The organism is Thalassospira profundimaris WP0211, from assembly GCF_000300275.1.
Taxonomy (GTDB): Bacteria; Pseudomonadota; Alphaproteobacteria; order Rhodospirillales; family Thalassospiraceae; genus Thalassospira; species Thalassospira profundimaris.
In genome coordinates this window covers 33,883-57,096 of record NZ_AMRN01000012.1, presented here as the reverse complement: position 1 = coordinate 57,096, position 23,214 = coordinate 33,883, and the positions used below count along the sequence as shown (strand labels likewise).

The window sequence follows — 23,214 nt, the reverse complement described above, 5'->3', positions numbered from 1 at the left end:
CCCCGGCCAATACGGCACGGGGCGTTTTGCATTTTGGTGTGAAACCCTTGCGGCTTAACGCCAAGATTTGGTTGCGCGACGATCGACGGCACGGGGCACAATACCGCGAGCGGCATTGCCAATCCCGTCAAGCACGTTGCTTGCGGCGATATCGCACTGGCGATCGGCCATGCGTTTGAATCGTGCATCAAAGACCGGCTTGCGATCTGCAATGTCGCGGGGATCGGATGCGACCTCTTCCCCACGTTTAAATGCCTCGGGATCGAGCCAATCCAGCGTTAGCCCTGTCAGATCAAGGCGCAGCACATCGCCATCCTTAAGATAGCCGATTGCACCACCTGTAAAGGCCTCCGGCACCATATGACCGATACAGGCCCCCTTGGTCACCCCGGAATAACGTCCATCGGTGATCAGCATGGATGAAGCTTCGAGAATGCGGTGATGGCGCAAGTTCTGCGACGGCGAAAACATTTCCGGCATGCCATAGGCTTCCGGCCCCTGCCCGCCGATGACAAATGCAAAGGACAAATGGCCCTGTTCGAACATGTCCTTTGGCGCATTCATATCGACACGATTTCCGCCATTGCGACGCACGACTGCGGCAATCAGTTCCTCGTCAACGCCATCGGTTTCAATCAGACGCGTAATCAAATCGGGCGAAGCAAAGTCGGCATTGCAGACATGTTCGTTCTCGTAATAGCGCACGATGAAGACATGATCATCAAAGTGCGATAACAAACGGTCGCTCATGCCCGATGTCTTGACCGCACAGTTTTCAAAGAAACTGCCGGTGATGACATCAACGCCTGAACGCTGTCTGACCGGATTGGCACGAATGACCGATGCGTCGCCCAGCGACAGATCAACCGGGTTTTCCAGATTGGCGATGCGTTCCGCCCAGGTTTTTCCAAGGATGGTCGGCGCATCAAGATCCATCGCCACACCAAGGTCGGCCAGAATGCGATAGATGCTTTCCATGCCGCGGTTTTTGCCTTCGGCCATTTGCTGGGCCAAAACAAAAGTGTCGCGGTTCTCCGTCAGGCTGTGGGCGAAAATTTCCGGCACCGGTGTTTTGGTGCGCACATCCTGATAATCATCAATCGAAATATCAAAACCGGCATAGCGCATCATGAATGGCAAATGCAAAAGCATGTTGCTGCTCGATCCCGTGGCATTATGAACACGCACGAAATTGGCGAAGTTGGCCTTCAGCAAATTGCCAATCGCATATTCCGGCTTGTTGAAAACGCCAAACAAGGCATCGATCCCGGCTGCCACGGCCTCGAACGGCGGGACATCGGTCAGCAATTCGAGTTCCGGCGGGGTAAGGCCAAAGGCCGCCAACATGGTGCGCGATGAATTGCCCGTGCCGTTAAAGGCACAAATGCCGCCCTTGGAATCACAGGTTGCCGTTGCGAGCTCATCCAGAACCCGACGTTCCATCGCCCCGTCGATAATCCCCAGAAGCCGGGCACGTTCGAGCAACCCTGCAAAGGCCTCGTCCGACGTGCATTGCAGGATATAGCGCATGTTTTCGCGGATATCGGCACCCAGATCATCGTGGCCCGCGGCATCGGATTCAGCAGCGATCTTATCAAGCAAACGACGCGTGCCTTCGGGAATTTCGCCGCCTTTAAGAACGTGCGACGGTGCAAACACCGCCCAAACGGGCGCCTGATCGCCGCGCCAGGCGCGTGCATGATCGGCCGCGGCCAGACCGGCCACCACCGCGGCAGGCGACTTGTCACAGCCGGCAATCACATAGGCCGCATGATAACTGTGGCCTTCAAAGGTGATGTTTACCGCCGCCGCCGTATGGTTGCGCGATGCCAGCGAATAGCTTTGCCCGATATTGTTTTGCGCCGTGCCATCGCAAATCACCGGCACATGGAACAGGAACGGAACCCCGCCCATTTCCCAGATGCGCAGTGCCGCCATCAGTGCCTGCGGACGATCGAGAAGATGGGCCGGATGATCCGGCGCGCCGGCAATGATTGCGATGCGCGGGCGGTTTTCCACCAGACGCCCGACCACGTCCTTGATTTCGGGAACGGCAAACTTGCGACCACTGGCAACAACCGGGTTTTCGTTCACAGCATCGCGCAGCAACCGCACCACTGTGATTGGCTGGTTGGCGAGACCCTGAATGCAGTCGCGATACGGGTTGGCTTTTTCATCGATGATGATTGGCTGATCAGAGAGATTTGCAGGCGACATAAACTGTTTTTTCCAAGTTCGAGCAGTGGTCTCGGGGCGAGCAGCAGTCCTGGCGCCCGTCGAAACACACGATCAGACGATGCCGCCATCCACGATAAAGTTCTGTGATGAACAGGCCGACGAAACATCAGATGCCAGGAAAAGAACCATCTGTGCAACATCATCCCCCACCAGCCGGCGTTTGACGCATTGCTGCTCCTGAATGCGTTCTTCATCCTCGGGAGAAATCCAAAGATCAAGCTGGCGCTGTGTCATGATGCAGCCCGGCGTCACCGCATTGACGCGAATGCCATATTCACCCCAGTCCCGGGCAAGCGCGCGCGTCAGTCCGATAATACCGGCCTTTGCGGTCTCGTACGTTACCAGATCCGGCAGGCCCATCATATAACTCACAGAACTGAAATTGATAATACTTCCGCACCGTTTTTCCTTCATCCCCGGTGCGACTGCCTGGGCACAAAAGAAATGATGGTTCAGGTTCACATCCAGGCCATCACGCCACTTGTCAGGACTGATATCTTCGGGCGAATGCCGATCATCGCGCGCTGCATTGTTCACCAGAACGTCAATCGGGCCAATCGCAACCGACATGTCGCGGACCGCATCGGAAATGGATGATTGATTGCGCAAATCAAGCGATTTGTAGACCGGGGTTACGCCGTGCTCTTCCTTTATGGAGGCGATCAGTTTTTGCGCGGCGGCATCATCGATATCGAAGAACCCGACCCGCGCCCCCTGCGCACAGAATGCGCGCACGATCGAGGCGCCAATCCCGGATGCACCGCCGGTTACAAGCACGGATTTACCGTCAATGTCGTGATAACTCGCTGTCATAACGTTCCCTGTCTCTTTTCATATTATTTTAGGTGAATAAATTAATTGCTGCGGCGCACCACATTATAAACACCGTCAATTCAACCCTTAATCGCAAACTGCGATATAAAAATGCGTGAAAAGCGATGAATTTAATTTATTCACTAAAAAATATTTGACAGGACGCCTTCTTCACGTCAACATTTTTTCGATAACAAAAATAAATGTCACCAGAAGACACATTTATTCAGGGAAGAAACCGATGAAAAAACTCCTATCAACGGCCATGTTGGCCGGAACCGTTCTGCTGTCTGCAAATGCCTTTGCTGCTGATCTGACTGTTGGTGTCAGCTGGTCGAACTTCCAGGAAGAACGCTGGAAAACCGATGAAGCCGCAATCAAGGCCGCTCTGGATGCTGCGGGGGCTGAGTACATCAGCGCAGATGCCCAAAGCAATCCGTCCAAACAGCTTTCCGATATCGAAAGCCTGATCGCACGTGGTGCCGATGCTCTGATCGTCCTGGCACAGGACTCAGCATCAATTGGCCCGGCTGTCGAAAAGGCCCTGAACGAAGGCATTCCGGTCGTCGGCTATGACCGCCTGATCGAAGACTCGAACGCCTATTACATTACGTTCAACAACAAGGAAGTCGGCCGCCTTCAGGCAGAGGCCGTTTTTGCCAAACAACCGAAAGGCAACTACGTCTTCATCAAAGGCGCACCTACCGACCCGAACGCCAACATTCTGCACGAAGGACAGCTTGAAATCCTGCAGAATGCAATTGACGCGGGCGACATCAAGGTTGTTGGCGAAGCCTATACCGACAGCTGGCAGCCAGCCATCGCGCAGCGGAACATGGAACAGTTCCTGACGGCTGCGGACAACAAGGTTGATGCCGTTGTCGCATCCAACGATGGCACCGCCGGTGGTGTTGTTGCAGCACTGTCTGCACAGGGCATGCAGGGCATTCCTGTATCGGGTCAGGACGGCGATCATGCCGCACTGAACCGTGTAGCACTTGGCACCCAGACGGTTTCGGTCTGGAAAGATGCCCGTCTTCTTGGCAAGCGTGCGGCTGAGATCGCCGTTGAACTTGCCAAGGGCACCAAGCTTGATGAGGTTGACGGTACCGAAGATTGGCAGAGCCCGAATGGCGTGACCATGAAGTCTTACTTCCTTGATCCGGTTGCGATCACCCAGAACAAACTTGATCTGGTGATTGATGCTGGCTGGGTGTCCAAAGACGTGGTTTGCCAGGGCGTAACCAACAGCAAGGTTGCGGCCTGCAATTAGGCCAACCTGTTTCCTCCGACCTTGCATAAACCCGGGGCCGACTGCATTCCACATATCGTGCAGATATCGCAGTTCGGCCCCGCTGCTTTACGAGCTTTTTCATGTCACGACTACTTTCGAAAATGGAAGTCGACCGTCGTCTGGTTGGCCTCGCCGTTGTCCTGCTGATTATCTGGGTGGGTTTTGACATTGCCTCGGGCGGTCGCTTTATCACGCCCCGAAACATCTTTAACCTGTCGGTTCAGACTGCCTCTGTGGCGGTGATGGCGTGCGGCATGGTCCTGATCATTGTCACCCGTCATATCGACCTTTCGGTCGGGGCAGTCCTGGGTGTTCTGGCCATGATCATGGGGGTCGTTCAGACCGATGTCCTGCCGCAGTTCCTTGATTACAACCATCCCCTGACCTGGGTGCTGACGCTGTTGGTCGGCATTGTTGTCGGCGGCCTGATCGGTTCCATTCAAGGTGTGGCCGTCGGTTATCTTGGCGTCCCGGCATTTATCGTGACACTTGGCGGGCTTTTGGTCTGGCGCGGATCCGCATGGTGGGTCACACAAGGGCGCACGGTTGCCCCGCTTGATCAGAATTACATTCTGCTGGGCGGCGGCATCGAAGGAACGATTGGTGCGACCTGGAGCTGGATCGTCGCCTTGATCGCCATTCTTGCAATCATTTACGCCGCGATCATGGAACGCCGTCGTCGCCTGTCCTTCGAATTTCCGGTCAAACCAATCTGGGCCGAATACACCAACACGATTATCAAGGCCGGTCTGGTCCTGATTGTTGTCGCGACACTGAATGCCTATCACCTGCCAACGCGCGCGGCAGAACGCCTTTTGGAAAACAAGGGCATTCCGGTTACGCCAGAAAACCTTGAAATTTCGCACGGCATTCCGATCCCGCTTCTGATTGTTGCGCTTGTCGCGATCATCCTGACCATCGCGGTTAAACGCACCCGTTTCGGGCGCTATGTCTTTGCGATTGGCGGCAACCCACAGGCGGCCGAACTGGCCGGGATTAACGTCAAACGCATGACGGTGGCGGTCTTTGCCCTGATGGGTGTCCTTTGCGCGATCAGTGCGGCGATTTCATCGGCCCGCCTGCAATCAGCGGGCAACGATCTGGGCACGCTTGACGAACTTCGCGTGATTGCAGCCGTGGTTATTGGCGGCACGTCGCTTGCCGGTGGGCTTGGGACGATCTATGGCGCGCTGATCGGGGCGCTTGTGATGCAAAGCCTGCAAAGCGGCATGGCGCTTTTGGGCGTGGATACCTCGCTGCAAAGCATCGTCATCGGCCTGGTTCTTGTCGTCGCCGTCTTTAGCGACAAGTATTTCCATCGCCGCTACAGCGACCCGACCGCGTAAGGAGACCCGTGATGACTGATCCAAACATGACCAAAGATCCGCTGGTCGAAATGCAAGATATCCATATCAGCTTTGGCGGGGTGAAGGCTGTTGATGGCGTATCCATTGATCTTTATCCCGGCGAAGTGGTTGGCGTTCTGGGCCATAACGGTGCGGGCAAATCAACGCTGATCAAAATTCTTTCGGGTGCCTATCAGGCCGATAGCGGCCAGATCATTGTCGATGGCAAGGAAGCTAAGATCGAGAACGCGCGTGACGCACGCGACAACAACATCGAAACGATCTATCAGAACCTGGCACTTGCCGACAATCTTGATGCCGCCCAGAACCTGTTTCTGGGACGTGAAATCACTGACAAGTTCGGGTTTCTTGATGATGCCGCCATGGAACACAAGGCGCGTGAAGTCCTTCATCGCCTGAACCCGAACTTCAAAAAGTTCACATCCCCCGTGTCTGCCCTTTCGGGCGGGCAGCGCCAGTCGGTCGCCATTGCACGTGCCCTTCTGTTTGAAGCACGCGTATTGATCATGGATGAACCCTGTGCGGCCCTTGGGGTTCATGAAACAAAGATGGTCGGCGAACTGATTGACCAATTAAAGCGTGACGGCTTGGGTATTTTGTTGATTAGCCACGATCTTCATGATGTGTTTGACCTTTCTGACCGGTTGCATGTCATGAAGAACGGAAAACTGGTTGGCAGCGTTAGAACCGAGGATGTCACACATGACGACGTACTTGGGATGATCATTCTGGGCAAAATGCCCGAGCACCTTCTGCATCTGGCTGGCCCCGGCGCAACCAATGCAACGGGTGCCGCGAATGGCACCACCCACAGATAAACAAGCGAGACACCGAGATGACCACAGGCTTCCCCATCAACGCCCAAGACATCCTGCCCGATGACGCAAGTAATGCCGTCCTGATCGGGCGCATCTGGGACCCGCGCGTTTCCGGACCGACACCGGTGCTTCTTGATGGTGAAACGCTGCGTGATATCAGCAGTGTCGCACCGACCGTCAGCGAAATCCTTGAACTTGATGACGTTCTGGCAAAGCTTTCAAATCCGGCAAGCTTCCCGACTGTCGCTACCCTCAGTGATATTCTGGACCAGTCCCGTCCGGGGGCTGATGAAAACACTCCGCACCTTCTGTCCCCCAATGATCTGCAGGCGATCAAGGCAAGCGGTGTGACATTTGTTGCAAGCCTCCTTGAACGCGTGATCGAGGAACAAGCGCGCGGTGACTCAAGCAAAGCCGATCAGATCCGCACCGAAATCACCGGCATTATCGGTGATGACCTCTCACAGATCGAACCGGGTTCGCAAAAGGCCGCCGACATCAAGACCGTGCTGCTCGAAAAAGGCGCGTGGTCGCAATATCTTGAAGTCGGCATTGGTCCGGATGCGGAAATCTTTACCAAGGCGCCGGTCATGTCGGCTGTCGGGCATGGTGCGCATGTCGGCCTGCACCCGATTTCAACCTGGAACAACCCAGAACCGGAAGTGGTTCTGACCGTGACATCAAAGGGCAAGATCGTCGGCGCCACACTTGGCAACGACGTCAACCTGCGTGATGTCGAAGGGCGCTCTGCCCTGTTGCTGGGCAAGGCAAAGGACAATAACGCATCCTGCGCGATTGGGCCGTTCATCCGCCTGTTTGACGGCAAGTTCACGCTGGAAACTGTCAAATCGGCCGATATCGCCATGGCCGTCGATGGACCAGAGGGATATCACCTTGATGCGGTCAGCTCCATGAGCCAAATCAGCCGCACACCCGAAAGCCTTGTTTCACAGGCGATCGGCAAACATCACCAATATCCGGATGGCATCATGCTGTTCCTTGGAACGATGTTTGCGCCGACCGATGACCGGGGTGGTGCCGGCAAGGGCTTTACCCACGAAATGGGCGACCTTGTCAGCATCTCGACGCCAAGCCTTGGTAAACTGGTCAATCAGGTCGACCGATCAGATGCCATTAAACCCTGGACGTTCGGGATCAGCGCGTTGATGAACAACCTTGCGCGTCGCGGATTGCTCTGACCGCGGGCACATATAAATTGCCCGAACGGGCATGTTAACAAGGATACTGATCAACCACATGATGCGCCGTACAGAAAGCGAAACACCGCGCCAGCCCTCCCAGACGGCGATCTTGCGCTATCTGCGCATGCATGGCCCTGCTGCGCGCATTGATATCGGTACGGCAACTGGACTAAGCCCTGCGACTGTCACGTCGCTAACCGCCGATTTGATGGCGCAGGGTTTGGTAAAGGAAAGCGAAGGCAGCAACAATAACGGCACCGCAAACGGAAATGGGAATGGCACCACGCGTGGCCGTCCCAAGGTTTTGCTGGATCTGGTGCCGAATGCGGCCTGCGTCATCGGGGTCAAAATCACCATCAATCTGATCGAAATTGCGCTGGGCAATTTCAAGGGTGAAATTGAACGCAGCATCGAACACTGCATCAATACCCGCGATCTTGGCGCAGACGAATTGACCAGAACCCTGATTGCGTTGATTGACCGGTTTCTCGAACGCAATCGCGATTTCTGCATCCATCCGCCCGCGGGCATCAGCATCGCAATTCAAGGGGTGACTGATAGCAACAGCGGCGAGATCATCTGGTCGCCAGCCCTCCGTCATCGCCACATACCCCTGGTTAAATCACTCAGCGAGCGATATGGCAGCGCAGTTCAGATGTCGAACGATGCAAACTGCATCGCAACGGCGATCTCGCAAAATACCAACCTGCATAATGATGGCGACTTTGCCGTGATCATGCTGGGCTACGGGATCGGTATGGGTCTGGTTCTGAATGGCAAGGTCTATAACGGTGACTTCGGGACTGCTGCGGAGTTTGGTCACACCAAATACCAACCTGACGGGCCGCTGTGCAATTGCGGCCGACGTGGATGTCTTGAGGCCTATATCGGGGATTATGCCATCCTGCGTGATGCACGCGGCGTGATTGACCTGCCCGATACCAATAACCTGCACCCCAGCGAAGAACAGATGATGGATCTGGTTGCCCGCGCCCGCCGCGGCGATACCGGGCTTGCCGAACTTTTCCGCCATGCTGGCAAGGTATTGGGATATGGCATCGCCAACCTGATTGCCCTGCTGGGCCCCAAACAGATTTTCATTACCGGATCGGGTGCCCGGGCATTCGACATGATGGAACCGGAACTCAGGCGTGGTCTGGACGAGGCACAGGTACCTGAACTCAGCCGAAATCCGACCATCACCTATCTTCCGTGGGACAAGGATCTGGCCCTTCAAGGGGCGATTGGTCAAAGCCTGCTCAGGCATGATGAAAACATGTTTCAGGCCACCGCAACGGTCCGGGAATAACAAATCCGCGACTAACAAATCCGGGATTAACAAAAAAGCCGCCCAAATAGGCGGCTTTTTCTTTTCAGCAAAGCTGTCGCGAAGAGATATCGCTTAGGCGATGTCTTTGGGCAGAACATCGGTCGGAATGTTCTGATAGCAAACCGGACGCAGGAAGCGACGGATGGCCATGGTCCCGACAGAGGTTGCCCCGAAGTTGGTCGATGCCGGGTATGGTCCGCCATGGACCATAGTGTCGGATACTTCCACACCGGTCGGGAAACCGTTGGCCAGAACGCGGCCAGCCTTGTGTTCAAGGATCGGCAGAAGCGAACGGGCATCTGCCGCATCGCCGGCATCAAGATGCAGGGTGCAGGTCAACTGACCTTCAAGCGATTTGGCAATCTTGCGCATTTCGGCAACGTCCTTGACGCGAACGACAAGGCCGAGCGGACCAAAGACTTCTTCGCCAAGCTCATGGTTGGCAAGCCAGTTTTCACCGGTGGTCTCAAACAGATACGGCGTCGCATTGCGCAGATCACAAGACGTGGTCAGAACTTCTTTGACACCCGAAGTCGCCGCGACACGCTTGGCACCGGCGCGATAGGTTTCTGCCATGCCATCGGTCAGCATGGTTTGCGGACCAACACCCGAAAGACCTTCCTTGGCGGCGGCAACGAATGCATCCGCATCAGGACCTTCGATCACAACGGCAATACCCGGATTGGTGCAGAACTGGCCAGCACCCATGGTCAGCGACCCTGCCCAGCCTTTGCCGATTTCCGCACCGCGTGCCTTGACAGCAGCCGGCAGCAGGAACATCGGGTTGACCGAACCAAGTTCGCCGAAGAACGGGATCGGCTCCGGACGGGCAGCACACAGATCATAAAGCGCACGACCACCGCCAAGCGATCCGGTAAAGCCAACCGCCTTGATCAGCGGATGCTGCACCAGGCTCTGACCAACGTCACGTTTGCCACCCTGGATCAGGCTGAACACACCCGGGTGAACACCACATTTCTTGATTGCGGCATCAATCGCCTGGGCAACGATTTCACCGGTACCCGGATGGGCCGAGTGACCCTTGACCACGACCGGGCAACCAGCAGCCAGTGCCGATGCGGTATCACCACCCGCGACCGAGAAGGCCAGCGGGAAGTTGGACGCACCAAATACGGCCACCGGGCCAATCGGACGCTGCATCAAACGCAGGTCAGGACGCGGCAGCGGTGCACGATCCGGAAGAGCTTCGTCATAACGACGATCCAGATATTCGCCATCAAGGATGTGGCTGGCAAACAGGCGAAGCTGACCGACGGTACGGCCGCGCTCACCCTGAAGGCGTGCTTCGGGCAGGCCGGTTTCCTGGGTGCCGATTTCGGTGATTTCATCGCCACGCGCATCGATTTCATCCGCAATCGTGTTGATGAATTTCGCGCGCTCTTCGCGGGTTGAATAGCCGTAAGTCCAAAAGGCTTCTTCGGCGGCCTTTGCGGCCTGATCAACCAGGGCGGGCGTGCCGACCGGGAAGGTGTTGGCCGGGCCATGGGCCGGCTCGGACTGGAAGGTCGTCTCGCCAGCGACCCATTCACCGGCAATCAGATGTTTTCCTGTCAGGGTATAAGACATTTCAATCGATCCTCTGGAATGCGTGGATAGGGGTAAATTGATTACATGAAGGTCAACGTAACCGCGATTTTACTGACTTGCCAGCCATTCCTCATACTTTTTCTGATTCTCTTCTTTGGTGCAGGGATAAAGTCCGATAATTGACGCCCCATTGGCCACTTGTTCGATCACAAAGGCCTCGTAACTTTCCATGCCTGCACAGGCATCGGCGATCTCGTCTGCCAGATGTGCGGGGATCACCATCACCCCGTCCGTGTCGCCAACAAGAACATCACCCGGGAAGACGGCAACATCGCCACACGCGATCGGAACGTTGATATCAAGCGCCTCGTGCTTGGTCAGATTGGTCGGGGCTGACGGACCGGCACAGTAGGCTGGCATGTCAAGTTCACCGATCCCCTCGGCATCGCGGAAACCGGCATCTGAGACGATCCCGGCACCACCGCGCACAGCCAAACGGGTGACAAGGATCGACCCGGCCGATGCCGCAGACGCATCCTTGCGACCATCCATCACCAGAACATGACCCGGCGGGCAGGTTTCAATCGCAACACGTTGCGGATGGTCTTCGTTGCGGAACACCTCGATCGGGTTGCGGTCTTCGCGTGCGGGGATATAGCGCAGCGTAAAGGCCTGCCCGACCATGTTTTTCTTTTTCGGTGCCACGGGCCGGACACCCTGAATGAACTGGTTGCGCAAGCCCCGCTTGTAAAGCTGGGTGGCAACAGACGCCGTCGAGGTGCGCATCAGTTTTTCGCGCGTGGCATCAGACAATACATATTCCGTCATGGTCGGTGTCCTTAGAAAATGTCAGGTTCGCCGGCAGTTTTGCCGAAATCGGTTTCAAGGAAGTCAAAATCGCAGCCCTGATCGGCCTGGGTTACATGGCGCGAGAACATGTAGCCATACCCACGTTCGAAACGCGGTTCCGGCGGTGTCAGGGCCTTGCGCCGCGCTTCAAGCTCTTCCTCGGGTACAAGCATATCAAGCGAGCGATTTGGCAGATCAAGGCGGACCGTATCACCATTTTTCAGAAGTGCGAGTGGCCCGCCGATATAGCTTTCCGGGCTGACATGCAGAACACACGCGCCGTAAGACGTACCAGACATGCGGGCATCGGAAATCCGCAGCATGTCACGATGACCCTGTTTGATCAGCGCCTTGGGGATCGGCAACATGCCCCATTCCGGGAAGCCGGGACCGCCTTGTGGACCGGCGTTGCGCAGAACCATCACATGATCAGGCGTGATATCGAGGTTCTCGTCATCAACGGCCTTTTTCATTTCCGGATAGCTGTCAAACACCAGTGCCGGGCCTTCATGAACATGATATTTCGGATCACAAGCAGCAGGCTTGATCACCGCACCGTTCGGGCACAGATTGCCCTTAAGCACGGCAAGGGAGCCTTCCTTATAGACCGGGTTATCAAGCGGGCGGATGACATCGTCATTATAAACCACCGCGCCTTCAAGGTTTTCACCAAGGGTCTTGCCGGTCACCGTCATACAACTGGTATCCAGACGATCTTCCATCTGTTTCATCAGGGCGCGCAAGCCCCCGGCATAGAAGAAATCTTCCATCAGGTAATCCTTGCCCGATGGCCGGACATTGGCAATCAGCGGCGTGGTGCGGCCAAGTTCATCAAGGTCTTCAAGCTTAAGCCCCACACCAGCACGCTTTGCCATTGCGATCAGATGAACCACGGCGTTGGTGGAACAACCGGTTGCCATGGCGACAATGGCAGCGTTTCGGCAGGATGCATCGGTGATGATCTGATCGGGTGTCAGGTCTTCCCAGACCATCTCAACAATGCGGCGTCCGCAATCGGCCGACATGCGCTGATGACCGCTATCGACCGCCGGGATCGAAGAGGCACCCGGCAAGGTCAGCCCCATTGAATCGGCAATCGCCGTCATGGTCGATGCGGTGCCCATGGTCATGCAGGTCCCGGCAGATCGGGCAATCCCGCCCTGAATACCCAACCATTCTTCGTCGCTGATGTTACCCGCGCGGCGTTCATCCCAATATTTCCAGGCATCAGAGCCCGACCCAAGGATTTTGCCGGCATAGTTACCGCGCAACATCGGCCCGGCAGGCAGATAGATCATCGGCACACCGGCCGAAATCGCACCCATCACCAGACCCGGCGTGGTCTTGTCACAGCCGCCCATCAAAACCACACCGTCCAGCGGGTGGGACCGGATCATTTCCTCGGTCTCCATGGCAAGCAGGTTGCGATAAAGCATCGAGGTCGGCTTGGTGAAGCTTTCATCAACGGAAAGCGACGGCAGTTCGACGGCAAAGCCACCCGCCTGCGCAACACCGCGTTTCACATCAACGACACGTTCGCGGAAATGCGAATGACAGGTATTGAGTTCCGACCAGGTATTCAGGACACCGATGATTGGCTTGTCGCGAAAATCGTCTTCGGAATAGCCAAGCTGCATCATCCGTGATCGATGGCCAAATGTCCGCAGATCGTCGGGGGCGAACCAGCGTGCCGATCTCAGGTCCTGAGGCTGTTTCTTACTCATTGTCTTATCCTCGGAATGTAAAACGCGACCATGCTTGCAACGGGCGGCACTCAGAAAGGCGATCTCCGGTCTTGGACGCAAACGCCGTGGCCTGAGGATTTCCGCCGCCGATGACAGGCACAGAAAGATATTCACTTTTGACTGTTTGATATAGTAATATATTAGTGCATGTCGAGCAAGACGCCTGTATACAAATTGTGTGACCAGAAATGAATTGCGGGAACATCATGGTCGAAAACCTGTTGAAAGACGCACCGATCGCCAAAAAGCGCCTGCCCAAACTCAAACGTGGCTCGGCAAGTACGCAGCTCCATGATTCTTTGCGCAAGCGCATCATCGATCTGGAACTTGCGCCGGGCCAATACCTGTCACGCGCCGAAATCGCCGAAGAATACGGCGTCAGCCAGACGCCAGTACGTGATGCCTTGCTCAAGCTTGAAGAAGAAGGCCTTGTTGACACCTTCCCGCAGTCCAAGACCGAGGTATCGCGCATCGATGTCGAGCAAGCGCTGGAAACCCAGTTCCTGCGTCTGTCGGTCGAGCTGGAGGTCACCCGCCGTCTCGCCAATGCCAAAGACCCTGCCCTGACTGTCAAAGCGCACTCCATCCTTGCTCAGCAAAATGCGGTCAGTGCCGCGAACGATCTTGATACCTTTGGCAAGCTTGATCGCGATTTCCACTACGCGCTTTATGAGGCTGCCGGTGTCGCCCAGCTTTACGGTGTAGTCGAAGCCAGGTCGGGTCACATTGACCGCCTGCGCAAGCTCAACCTGCCCGACCCGGGAAAATCGGCATCCATCCTTGATTGTCATGCGCGCATTCTGGCCGCGATTGACAAGGGTGACGCCGATACCGCCTGCGAGGTCGTTCGCGAACATCTGATGGGAACCCTTGCCACCGTCGATGCTATCCGCGAACGCCATCCGTCCTTCTTCTAGGACGGCGCGGTTACCCAAAGTCGACCTAGCCGATCAGGCCGTTTCCCTTCATGAAGCTTGAAAGCTTTTCCTGCTGGGCCTCGGTCAACGGCCAGGCTGATGGCGGGCGCGTAGGACCGCAATCATCACCCAGTAATTTCAGGGCTGCCTTCACACCGGTCACGTTGGTGCCGTTCATTTCCTCGGCCCGGACTTCTTCAAAGGCCTTCATTTCTCCGATCAACTGGCGGGCCTTGGCATAGTCGCTGGCCTCAAGGGCGGCATGAATGGCCATAGAGCGTTCCGGCCAGACATTGATCAGGCCCGAGGTAAATCCACGTGCGCCAACGGCATAAAATGCCGGTGCCCATGTTTCCGCAAGCCCCCCGACCCAGACGATATCCGGATCACAGGCATGGATTGCCTCGGCCAGCTTCATCGGGTTTGGCGTTGCCCATTTAACACCAGCAACACCTTCGACCGCGCACAGTTCCGTAATGGCCTTGGTGCCAATGGCATCGTTACGCAGATACAGCATCATCGGCAAACCACCGGACGCATCAGTAATCCGTTTGATGTAGTCAACAACACCGCGCGGTGCGACAAACGGATCTGGCGGCTGATGGATCATCAATGCTTCTGCCCCGGCCTCGGCCGATGCCTTGGCCAGCGCGCAGGCATCACGCACGCCGCGACCAATCCCGGCCAGCATCGGGGCACGACCATCCAGCATCTCGGCAACCGACTTCGCCATCGTGATCGCCTCGTCGGTGGTCAGGGCATAAAATTCGCCGGTATTGCCATTCACAACCGGGAAATGGACCCCCGCGGCCAGCGCACGATCAATCACCGGCACGAGCTTCTTGGGCGCGACATCGCCATTGTCATCATAGGGCGTGACAAGAATGCCCGAAATCCCCGACAAAACGGCGCGCAATTCAGTTTTTGAAAGTGCCATGGTTTCCTTATCCCCGTGCCGTGGCCCGCGTGCCGTGGATCAAATATCCGGCTGACCGGCGGACCATCTTGTAATATTTAATTACATCTTGAATAACAAGTATGCGGGGATATGGCAATTCCAATTATGCGCTTAAGAAACTGGAAAGCGCGGTCCAGGCAGACGTGTACAATTACACCTGTGTTGCAAACAGGTCATCATCAGAAAATTACAAGTTGGGAAAAGCCGTTTACAGGTCAGGCAAAACGGCGAAACAGACCACGCCGTTCGCGGCAGATCATGGTCAAACCGGCCTTGCGCGCGAGGTTCACGGCCGTCAATGTCGGGCCCGAAAGGGTCACAAGCCCGCCCACCCCGAATTGCACGGTCTTGGTGACAATTTCATAGGAACAGCGGCTGGTCATCAGAATGAACCCGCCGGTCTGATCGATCCCCTGTCGCGCCACAGCGCCAAGCACCTTATCAAGCGCGTTGTGGCGGCCGATATCTTCACGGACCAGAACGATGTTACCGCCACCATCGACAAAGGCGCTGGCATGTAGCAACCCACCGCCTTCGCGATTGCGGGTCTGATATTCCGGAAGCGCGTCAATCGCCCGCAAGACGACGTCCTGTGTCATGTTGGATGGCGTGACCGTCCCGATCTTGTCCATGGCGACGGCTTCAAGCGATTGCACACCACACAAACCACAGCCAGATCGACCTTCAAGCGTGCGTTGACGATCGGCAAGACGATCAAAGACATCTTCATGCAGATCGGCCTCGATCACATAACCCTGCAGGGTCTTGCGCACGTCGCGCAGCGTGATCTGGGAAATGTCATCGGCAATGCCTTCGGACAGGGCAAAGCCGACCATGAAGTCTTCAAGGTCGTGCGGTGAAACCATCATCACCGCGTGCGATTGACCATTAAACGTCAAAGCAGCCGGAACTTCCGGCTGCAACATGATCGGCGCATCATCGTTACCATCATCGCCTGATACGGCCCGCGCAAGATCGACGTCGCGCCCGTCCAGAATGCGATTCTCCGATGGCTTGGCCATCATGCGGTTTCCTTGACCTTCCGGATTTTCGGGGCGGCCTTGATCACCAAAGGATGGAAGTCGGCCTTGCCTTCGACGATCATGTCAAACAGCTGCTTGCGCATGCGCGGTTCCCAGAAATCGCTGATATGGTTGGCAACACCATCAACGCCCTCGCCCTCGGGCTGGGATTTGAAAAAGGTCGCGATCTGATTAGCCATATAGACAAGTTTGTCGGGTGCCATTGCGGTTCACTCTTTGACTGTAAACTTTGTATTCAAGCAGGAGAGCCAGACATCATGCCAAGGGAGTATAGCACAATGTCTGGCTCGTTATCCTATTCGGCGGCATCGACGCGCGGTTTGATCCGGCGTGACTGTTCGGCCTGACGATCATATTCGACCTGCCATTCGGTCGGGCCATTACTTGGCGAAACCTGAACCGCAGTAACCTTGTATTCCGGGCAGTTTGTCGCCCAGTCGGTATAGTCGGTGGTGATCACGTTGGCCTGTGTACCCGGATGGTGGAAAGTGGTGTAAACCACACCCGGTGCGACACGGTCGGTAATGGTGGCACGAAGGGATGTTTCGCCCGACCGGGATGCCAGACGGATCCAGTCGCCTTCACGAATGCCCCGCTGTTCGGCATCATGCGGGTGGATTTCCAGCAAGTCTTCCTTATGCCAGGTGGTGTTTTCCGTACGCCTGGTCTGGGCACCCACGTTATACTGACTAAGGATACGGCCTGTGGTCAGCAGAAGCGGGAAGCGCGGACCGGTACGTTCATCGGTTGCGACATATTCGGTGACAACAAACTTGCCCTTGCCACGAACAAAGCCATCGATATGCATGACCGGGGTCCCTTCGGGCGCCTTGTCATTACACGGCCACTGGACCGAGCCCTTTTCTTCCAGCAAGTCATAGCTGACTTTGGCAAAGCTTGGCGTCGTCTTGGCAATTTCGTCCATGACCTGCGACGGATGGGTGTAGTTCCAGTCAAGACCCATCGCGCGGGCCAGGTTCTGGGTAACTTCCCAATCGGCAAAGCCATTAAGCGGTGTCATCACCTTGCGCACGCGGTTAATGCGGCGTTCGGCGTTGGTGAAGGTCCCGTCCTTTTCAAGGAAGGTCGACCCGGGCAGGAACACATGCGCGTAGTTCGCGGTTTCATTAAGGAACAGGTCATGGACGACCACACATTCCATTGCCGCCAGACCGGCCGCGACATGTTTCGTATCCGGGTCAGACTGAAGGATATCTTCACCCTGAATATAGATGCCCTTGAACGTGCCTTCGACAGCCGCATCGAGCATATTGGGGATACGAAGCCCCGGCTCGTCATCCAGTTTGACGCCCCAGATATCCTCAAAAATATCGCGGGTGGCGCTGTCCTGAATATGGCGATAGCCCGGCAGTTCGTGCGGGAACGACCCCATATCGCAGGAGCCCTGCACGTTGTTCTGACCACGCAGCGGGTTCACCCCCACACCCGGACGACCGATATTGCCGGTCGCCATGGCAAGGTTGGCAATTGCCATCACGGTGGTTGAACCCTGGCTGTGTTCCGTGACACCAAGACCGTAATAGATCGCGCCATTGCCGCCGGTAGCAAAGGTGCGTGCGGCCTTTCGCATGGTTTCGCCGTCAACACCGATCATATCGGCGATGGCTTCGGGGCTGTGTTTCGGATCAGACACAAAGGTTGCCCAATCCTGGAATTCGTCCCAGTCACACCGTTCACGCACGAATGCCTCGTCAAACAGGCCCTCGGTGACGATGACATGGGCAAGCGACGTCAAAACCGCGACGTTGGTGCCCGGACGCAGCGGGATATGGGCGACCGCCTCGATATGCGGGGACCGCACAAGGTCAATCCGGCGCGGATCAATGATGATCAGTTTCGCCCCCTGACGCAGGCGTTTTTTCAGGCGCGAGGCAAAGACAGGATGGCCATCGGTCGGATTGGCGCCAATCAGGATGACAACATCGGTATGTTCAACAGAATCAAAATCCTGCGTCCCGGCCGAGGTACCAAACGTCGTTTTAAGGCCATACCCGGTCGGTGAATGGCAAACACGCGCGCAGGTATCGACGTTGTTATTACCGAACCCGGCACGGATCAGTTTCTGAACAAGGAAGGTTTCCTCGTTCGTGCACCGTGACGAGGTAATCCCGCCCAGCGCGCCCTTGCCGTATTTGGCCTGAATGCCCTTGAACTTGTCGGCGGTAAAGCGAAGCGCTTCTTCCCAGCTGACTTCCTGCCAGGGTTCATCCACACTTTCGCGGATCATCGGATTGAGGATGCGGTCCTTGTGATTGGCATAGCCATAGGCAAAACGCCCCTTCACACAGGAATGACCCCGGTTGGCCTTGCCGTCCTTGTACGGCACCATGCGGACAAGTTCCTCGCCGCGCATTTCCGCCTTGAACGAGCAACCCACCCCGCAATAGGCACAGGTGGTCACAACGGAGTGTTCCGGCTGACCGATTTCAATGACCGATTTTTCCTGAAGCGTTGCCGTCGGGCAGGCCTGCACGCAGGCACCGCACGATACGCATTCGGAATCCAGGAAGTTTTCATGCATGCCCGGCGACACGCGGGATTCAAAGCCACGGCCTTCGATGGTCAGTGCAAAGGTGCCCTGCACTTCCTCGCAGGCCCGCACACAGCGCGAACAGACAATGCATTTCGACGGGTCATAGGTGAAATACGGGTTGGTTTCATCCTTGGCCATGTAGCGCGGGTTTTCTTCACCGTTCTGGCGGACCTGAACGTGGTTTTCACCCTCATAGCCATAACGCACATCGCGCAGGCCAACCGCCCCTGCCATATCCTGCAATTCGCAATCGCCATTGGCCGCACAGGTCAGGCAATCAAGCGGATGGTCGGAGATGTAAAGTTCCATCACGCCTTTGCGGATTTTCTTGAGCCGCTCGGTCTGGGTATGGACAACCATGCCGTCAGCTGCCGGCGTCGTGCAGGATGCCGGGGTGCCGTTGCGGCCTTCGACCTCAACCAGACACAGGCGGCACGACCCGAATGCGTCAACCATATCGGTCGCGCACAGTTTCGGGACCTGAATGCCGGCCTCCATCGAGGCCCGCATGACAGAGGTACCTTCGGGCACGGTAATGTCCTTGCCATCAATGGTCAGGGTTACCGTCTTTTCGGACTTCTTGGCGGGGGTTCCGTAGTCAACTTCTTTGATCAAGGACATCGTTTCACTCCGCAGCTATATCAAGCGCGCGTGGCTTGAAGTCATCAGGGAAATGGGTTAGTGCGCTGAGGACCGGGTACGGCGTAAAGCCGCCCAGTGCGCACAGCGATCCGAACTTCATGGTCTCACACAGATCACGCAACAGCTCGATCTGCAATTCCGGCTGTTCACCGCGTTCAAGCTTGTCGACCACTTCGGTGCCACGGATCGAACCAATGCGGCATGGCGTACATTTGCCGCATGATTCAATCGCACAGAATTCCATGGCAAAGCGGGCCTGCTTCATCATGTCGACCGTGTCATCAAACACGACAACACCGGCGTGACCGATCAGACCATCACGCTTGGCGAATTCTTCGTAGTCAAACGGCGTATCAAACAGTTCCTTGGGGAAATAGGCGCCCAACGGACCACCGACCTGAACTGCCTTGACCGGACGACCTGTGGCCGTCCCACCGCCGATCTGCTCGACAATTTCACCAAGGGTCAGACCAAAGCCGACTTCATAAAGCCCGCCATGTTTGACGTTTCCGGCAATCTGGATCGGGATGGTGCCCCGCGACCGGCCCATGCCGTAATCGCGATAATATTCCGCACCCTTTTCCAGAATGACCGGCACAGAGCACAGCGAAATCACGTTATTGACGACAGTTGGTCGGCCAAGGAAGCCTTCCAAGGCAGGCAATGGCGGCTTGGCACGGACGACACCGCGCTTGCCTTCCATGCTGTTAAGAAGGGATGTTTCCTCGCCACAGACATAGGCACCTGCACCCATGCGAACTTCGATATCGAACGCGTTGCCGGATCCAAGGACATTATCGCCCAGAACACCGGCGGCACGGGCGACCTTGATCGCCTCGTTCATGACATCAATCGCTGTCGGGTATTCCGAACGGGTATAGACATAGCCCTTGGTCGCACCAGTGGCGAGACCGGCAATGATCATGCCTTCGATCAGGACAAACGGTTCGCCTTCCATAATCATGCGATCGGCAAAGGTCCCGCTATCGCCTTCATCAGCATTACAAACGATGTATTTCTGATCGCCATCGGCTTCGCGGACAGTGTTCCATTTGATGCCCGTCGGGAAACCGGCACCACCGCGCCCGCGCAGGCCGCTATCGGTGACGGCCTTGACGATTTCTTCGTCCGTCATCTTAAGCGCGTTTTCAAGCCCCGTAAGGCCATCGTTGGCGCGATAATCTTCAAGCGATACCGGATCAACAATGCCGCAGCGCTGGAACGTCAGGCGCGACTGGCTTTTGAGGAACGGGATATCCTGGGTGCGACCGAGATACAGTTTATGGAGGCCGCCAGTCAGGAAGTCGGCCTCAAACAATGCGTCGATATCATCGGTGCTGACCGGACCATAGGCGACACGCCCGCGCGGGGTTTCGACCTCGACCATTGGTTCCAGCCAATACATGCCAAACGAGCCGTTGCGCACGATCTTGACATCCGAACCGGCCTTCGATGCCTTGGCGGCAATCGCGGATGCGACGTCATCAGCCCCCAGTGCGACAGAACCGGAATCAAGTGGAACGTAAACCTTGATGCTCATGACCCCACCTTTTCAAGAATGCGATCCGCATTGACACGACCAACAACCTTGCCATCAATCATTGCGGCTGGTGCGCAGGCACAGAGACCAAGGCAAAAGACAGGTTCCAGCGTGATCTTGCGATCAGCGGTGGTTTGCGACCAGTCGACTTTCAAATGACGACGGATCTGATCACCAAGGGCATCGGCCCCCATCGCCTGACAGGCTTCGGCCCGGCAGATCTTGATGACATGCTTGCCGGCCTTTTCTTCGCGGAAGTCATGATAGAAGCTTGCCACCCCGTGGACTTCCGCCCGGCTGAGGTTCAGCTTCTTTGCAATTGTCTGAAGCGCGCCATCGGGGATATAGCCAAATTCTTCCTGCACCTCGTGCAGAATTGGCAATAACGGTCCTTCCAAAGTGATCAGTTGATCACAAATGGCAGCGACGCGGACATTCTGGTCCTCGGTCGTTTCCGACATGCAAGCCTCTCTCTCAAGCATGTTATCAAATTCTTGTTTATTATGAACATTGTCGGGCATTGTCCCGACCTGTTCAATAAAGCCATCCCGTTACGCAATAGCGAAAACCTATCAAGAGAGTCTTCTTAGTAACGAGCCGACATAGCTAACGACTGCACAACGCTCAATCACTCACTTCAGCACGGCATTTTGGCTCAATGCGAATTGAACGATTAACCGAGAATCACCGAGAATATACCAACCTGCTTCAGGGTCATCGAATGCCCCAAAAGGCTTTAAAACAAAGCCTGCAGAGCAAACCAAACTTAGAAAATCCGAACTTTCCGCGAAGGTATTTTCCCATCCTTTTCTTATAAGACTTCGCGTATCGAATTGCGCAGGCAAATAGGTCAGAAAGGAACAATCTGTAGGCTGGAGCCGCGGCACGACTTCCAACAAATTTACTTCGGATACCAAAGCTGCAGAAAAAAGGCGCAGACCACCAGCATTCTGATGCTCTTCGCAAATGGTATCTCTCGCAACTTTCATCCGATTTCTGTACCGAGTGACCCGGTTCGCAGGAACCCGCCGTGAGTCAGCACTCAACTCCCAAAACTTGCCACCTTCAATACAAGCGGACAGTTTTGGGGCAACTTCCTTTAAGGCGATTCCACGTGCCGTATCGCGTTCTATAGAAGCAACCTCAACCCGAACAGCACCAACGTTTTCTGCCTTCCCGTTAGCTAGAAGATTATACACTTCGTTTTGCTTAAATACATCAGCTGTAGCCAGAAGTTCGATGCCGTTCATATCACTTATGCATCCAAACTGAACTTCATTGCTTCTTTCAACAAGGCAGAAACAACCGGGGTTGCAGGCTCTCGTTTTGCCGCGATCAAGCCAACTGTGTGGGTCGCATCCGGTTCAATAATCGGGATTGATTTGACCCGGTCGCGCATCCCGAAACTTTCGACCATTTTTTCCGGCATGATGCTGGCCCAGTTACCGGTTTGCACATGGGTGAACAGCGCAATCATGGAATCGCTTTCAAGCGTCGCACTGACTTTCGCGCCAACAGCATCAAGATGCTGATCAATGATGCGGCGGTTCTGCATATCAGGCGTCAAAAGACAAAGCGGCAGTTTGGCGGCTTCGCGCCAGGTAATTGTGTCACTTCCGGCCAGATCGTCCATGTTGGACGTCACCAGATGATAGCGTTCCCGATAAAGCGGAATGGCGGTGACACGCCCCAGGGGTTCGTTATCAAGATAGGTAATCCCGGCATCAATGCGAAGATCATCAAGCAATGCCTGAATTTCGACCGAGGTCCGCGACAGGATGGCAAAGCTGACATCGGGGTGTTTTTCGCGAAACGGTGTGGTCAATTCATGGACCATCGCAAGGGCGGTCGGTATGACGGCAATCTGCACCTGCCCGGTCAGGCCAAAGCGCATGGCGCGCATTTCATCGCGCATGGATCGGGTGCTGCCGACGATATGGCGCGCCCATTCGAGAACCCGTTCGCCTTCGGGTGTCAGCCCCTGATAGCGCGACCCGCGTTTGACCAACACGACGCCAAGATGATCTTCAAGCTGGCGCAGGGCGCTTGAAAGGGTTGGCTGGGTCACGCCGCAATGTTCGGCAGCATGTCCAAAATGCTGCTCGCGGGCGAGAACCATAAACATTTCGAGTTTATCAATCATGGCGTATCCGGCATCGCAAGGCGGATGCTTTTTATGGCGGTGATCGCGATCCCGTTTTCGGGTCGCTTTGTTTTTGACTGAACACTCTACGTCGCGGGGAAGTGTTCTGGTTGCAGGATAACCGATTACCCCTTCGGGCATAAAGGTTATTCCTGCAACAGAACGCAGATCCGGGCCGGATGAACAGAACCCGGATCTGCCCCTGACGCTTTG

Annotated in this window: 19 protein-coding genes; 6 read left to right on the top strand and 13 right to left on the bottom strand. The window is 55.9% G+C overall.

The annotated features are described in order from the left end of the window. Positions 1-54: 54 nt before the first annotated feature. Both TH2_RS18675 and TH2_RS18670 read right to left on the bottom strand, forming a co-directional pair. The gene (locus TH2_RS18675; RefSeq protein ID WP_008892008.1) at positions 55-2,217 is read right to left on the bottom strand and encodes a dihydroxy-acid dehydratase domain-containing protein; all 2,163 of its coding nucleotides are present in this window, start codon (positions 2,215-2,217) and stop codon (positions 55-57) included. A 72-nt stretch (positions 2,218-2,289) separates the two neighbouring features. Then, entirely contained in the window at positions 2,290-3,051 is a 762-nt protein-coding gene (locus TH2_RS18670; protein WP_008892007.1) for an SDR family NAD(P)-dependent oxidoreductase, read from the bottom strand. Positions 3,052-3,292: 241 nt separating this feature from the next. Here TH2_RS18670 and xylF point away from each other — a divergent pair, with 241 nt between their 5' ends. The 5 genes from xylF (at position 3,293) to TH2_RS18645 (ending at position 9,041) form a co-directional block, all read left to right on the top strand. After that, on the top strand, positions 3,293-4,324 hold the full coding sequence (gene xylF, locus TH2_RS18665) for a D-xylose ABC transporter substrate-binding protein (protein WP_008892006.1): 1,032 nt from the start codon (positions 3,293-3,295) through the stop codon (positions 4,322-4,324). Between the two features lie 101 nt (positions 4,325-4,425). Further along, positions 4,426-5,691, top strand: a complete 1,266-nt coding sequence (locus tag TH2_RS18660; RefSeq protein ID WP_081579325.1) for a sugar ABC transporter permease — start codon at positions 4,426-4,428, stop codon at positions 5,689-5,691. Positions 5,692-5,702: 11 nt separating this feature from the next. Continuing rightward, positions 5,703-6,530, top strand: coding sequence for an ATP-binding cassette domain-containing protein (locus TH2_RS18655; RefSeq protein WP_008892004.1), 828 nt, complete (start codon positions 5,703-5,705; stop codon positions 6,528-6,530). Between the two features lie 17 nt (positions 6,531-6,547). Then, positions 6,548-7,729, top strand: a complete 1,182-nt coding sequence (locus TH2_RS18650) for a fumarylacetoacetate hydrolase family protein (RefSeq protein ID WP_008892003.1) — start codon at positions 6,548-6,550, stop codon at positions 7,727-7,729. A gap of 58 nt (positions 7,730-7,787) precedes the next feature. Further along, positions 7,788-9,041 carry an ROK family transcriptional regulator gene (locus TH2_RS18645; RefSeq protein ID WP_008892002.1) on the top strand — a complete coding sequence of 418 codons (1,254 nt, stop codon included), beginning with the start codon at positions 7,788-7,790 and terminating at the stop codon, positions 9,039-9,041. 93 nt (positions 9,042-9,134) lie between these two features. Here TH2_RS18645 and TH2_RS18640 read toward each other — a convergent pair whose 3' ends face one another. From TH2_RS18640 to araD, 3 genes are all read right to left on the bottom strand, one after another. Then, positions 9,135-10,649, bottom strand: coding sequence for an aldehyde dehydrogenase (NADP(+)) (locus tag TH2_RS18640; RefSeq protein WP_008892001.1), 1,515 nt, complete (start codon positions 10,647-10,649; stop codon positions 9,135-9,137). A 69-nt stretch (positions 10,650-10,718) separates the two neighbouring features. Continuing rightward, positions 10,719-11,438 (bottom strand): ribonuclease activity regulator RraA, encoded by a 720-nt coding sequence (locus TH2_RS18635; protein WP_008892000.1) that lies wholly within the window; start codon positions 11,436-11,438, stop codon positions 10,719-10,721. Between the two features lie 11 nt (positions 11,439-11,449). Further along, positions 11,450-13,183 carry an L-arabinonate dehydratase gene (araD, locus tag TH2_RS18630; protein WP_008891999.1) on the bottom strand — a complete coding sequence of 578 codons (1,734 nt, stop codon included), beginning with the start codon at positions 13,181-13,183 and terminating at the stop codon, positions 11,450-11,452. A 227-nt stretch (positions 13,184-13,410) separates the two neighbouring features. Here araD and TH2_RS18625 point away from each other — a divergent pair, with 227 nt between their 5' ends. After that, positions 13,411-14,121, top strand: a complete 711-nt coding sequence (locus tag TH2_RS18625; RefSeq protein ID WP_008891998.1) for a GntR family transcriptional regulator — start codon at positions 13,411-13,413, stop codon at positions 14,119-14,121. Between the two features lie 25 nt (positions 14,122-14,146). Here the strand turns inward: TH2_RS18625 and TH2_RS18620 are convergent, their stop codons facing one another. From TH2_RS18620 to TH2_RS18585, 8 genes are all read right to left on the bottom strand, one after another. After that, a complete protein-coding gene (locus TH2_RS18620; protein ID WP_008891997.1) occupies positions 14,147-15,058 on the bottom strand; it encodes a dihydrodipicolinate synthase family protein in 912 nt (303 codons plus the stop codon). Between the two features lie 236 nt (positions 15,059-15,294). Next, positions 15,295-16,104, bottom strand: a complete 810-nt coding sequence (gene fdhD, locus TH2_RS18615; RefSeq protein WP_238538733.1) for a formate dehydrogenase accessory sulfurtransferase FdhD — start codon at positions 16,102-16,104, stop codon at positions 15,295-15,297. Next, a complete protein-coding gene (locus TH2_RS18610) occupies positions 16,101-16,325 on the bottom strand; it encodes a formate dehydrogenase subunit delta (protein WP_008891995.1) in 225 nt (74 codons plus the stop codon). The genes fdhD and TH2_RS18610 overlap by 4 nt, the downstream gene beginning before the upstream one ends. A gap of 92 nt (positions 16,326-16,417) precedes the next feature. Beyond that, positions 16,418-19,297 carry a formate dehydrogenase subunit alpha gene (fdhF, locus tag TH2_RS18605; RefSeq protein ID WP_008891994.1) on the bottom strand — a complete coding sequence of 960 codons (2,880 nt, stop codon included), beginning with the start codon at positions 19,295-19,297 and terminating at the stop codon, positions 16,418-16,420. Between the two features lie 4 nt (positions 19,298-19,301). Continuing rightward, positions 19,302-20,858 carry a formate dehydrogenase beta subunit gene (locus TH2_RS18600; protein ID WP_008891993.1) on the bottom strand — a complete coding sequence of 519 codons (1,557 nt, stop codon included), beginning with the start codon at positions 20,856-20,858 and terminating at the stop codon, positions 19,302-19,304. Beyond that, positions 20,855-21,319: a formate dehydrogenase subunit gamma gene (locus tag TH2_RS18595; RefSeq protein ID WP_008891992.1), complete on the bottom strand. Its 465-nt coding sequence runs from the start codon at positions 21,317-21,319 to the stop codon at positions 20,855-20,857. The genes TH2_RS18600 and TH2_RS18595 overlap by 4 nt, the downstream gene beginning before the upstream one ends. A gap of 171 nt (positions 21,320-21,490) precedes the next feature. Then, complete coding sequence (locus TH2_RS18590; RefSeq protein ID WP_008891991.1) at positions 21,491-22,108, bottom strand: hypothetical protein; 618 nt, start codon at positions 22,106-22,108, stop codon at positions 21,491-21,493. Positions 22,109-22,113: 5 nt separating this feature from the next. Continuing rightward, a complete protein-coding gene (locus TH2_RS18585) occupies positions 22,114-23,001 on the bottom strand; it encodes a LysR family transcriptional regulator (RefSeq protein WP_008891990.1) in 888 nt (295 codons plus the stop codon). Positions 23,002-23,214: the final 213 nt, after the last annotated feature.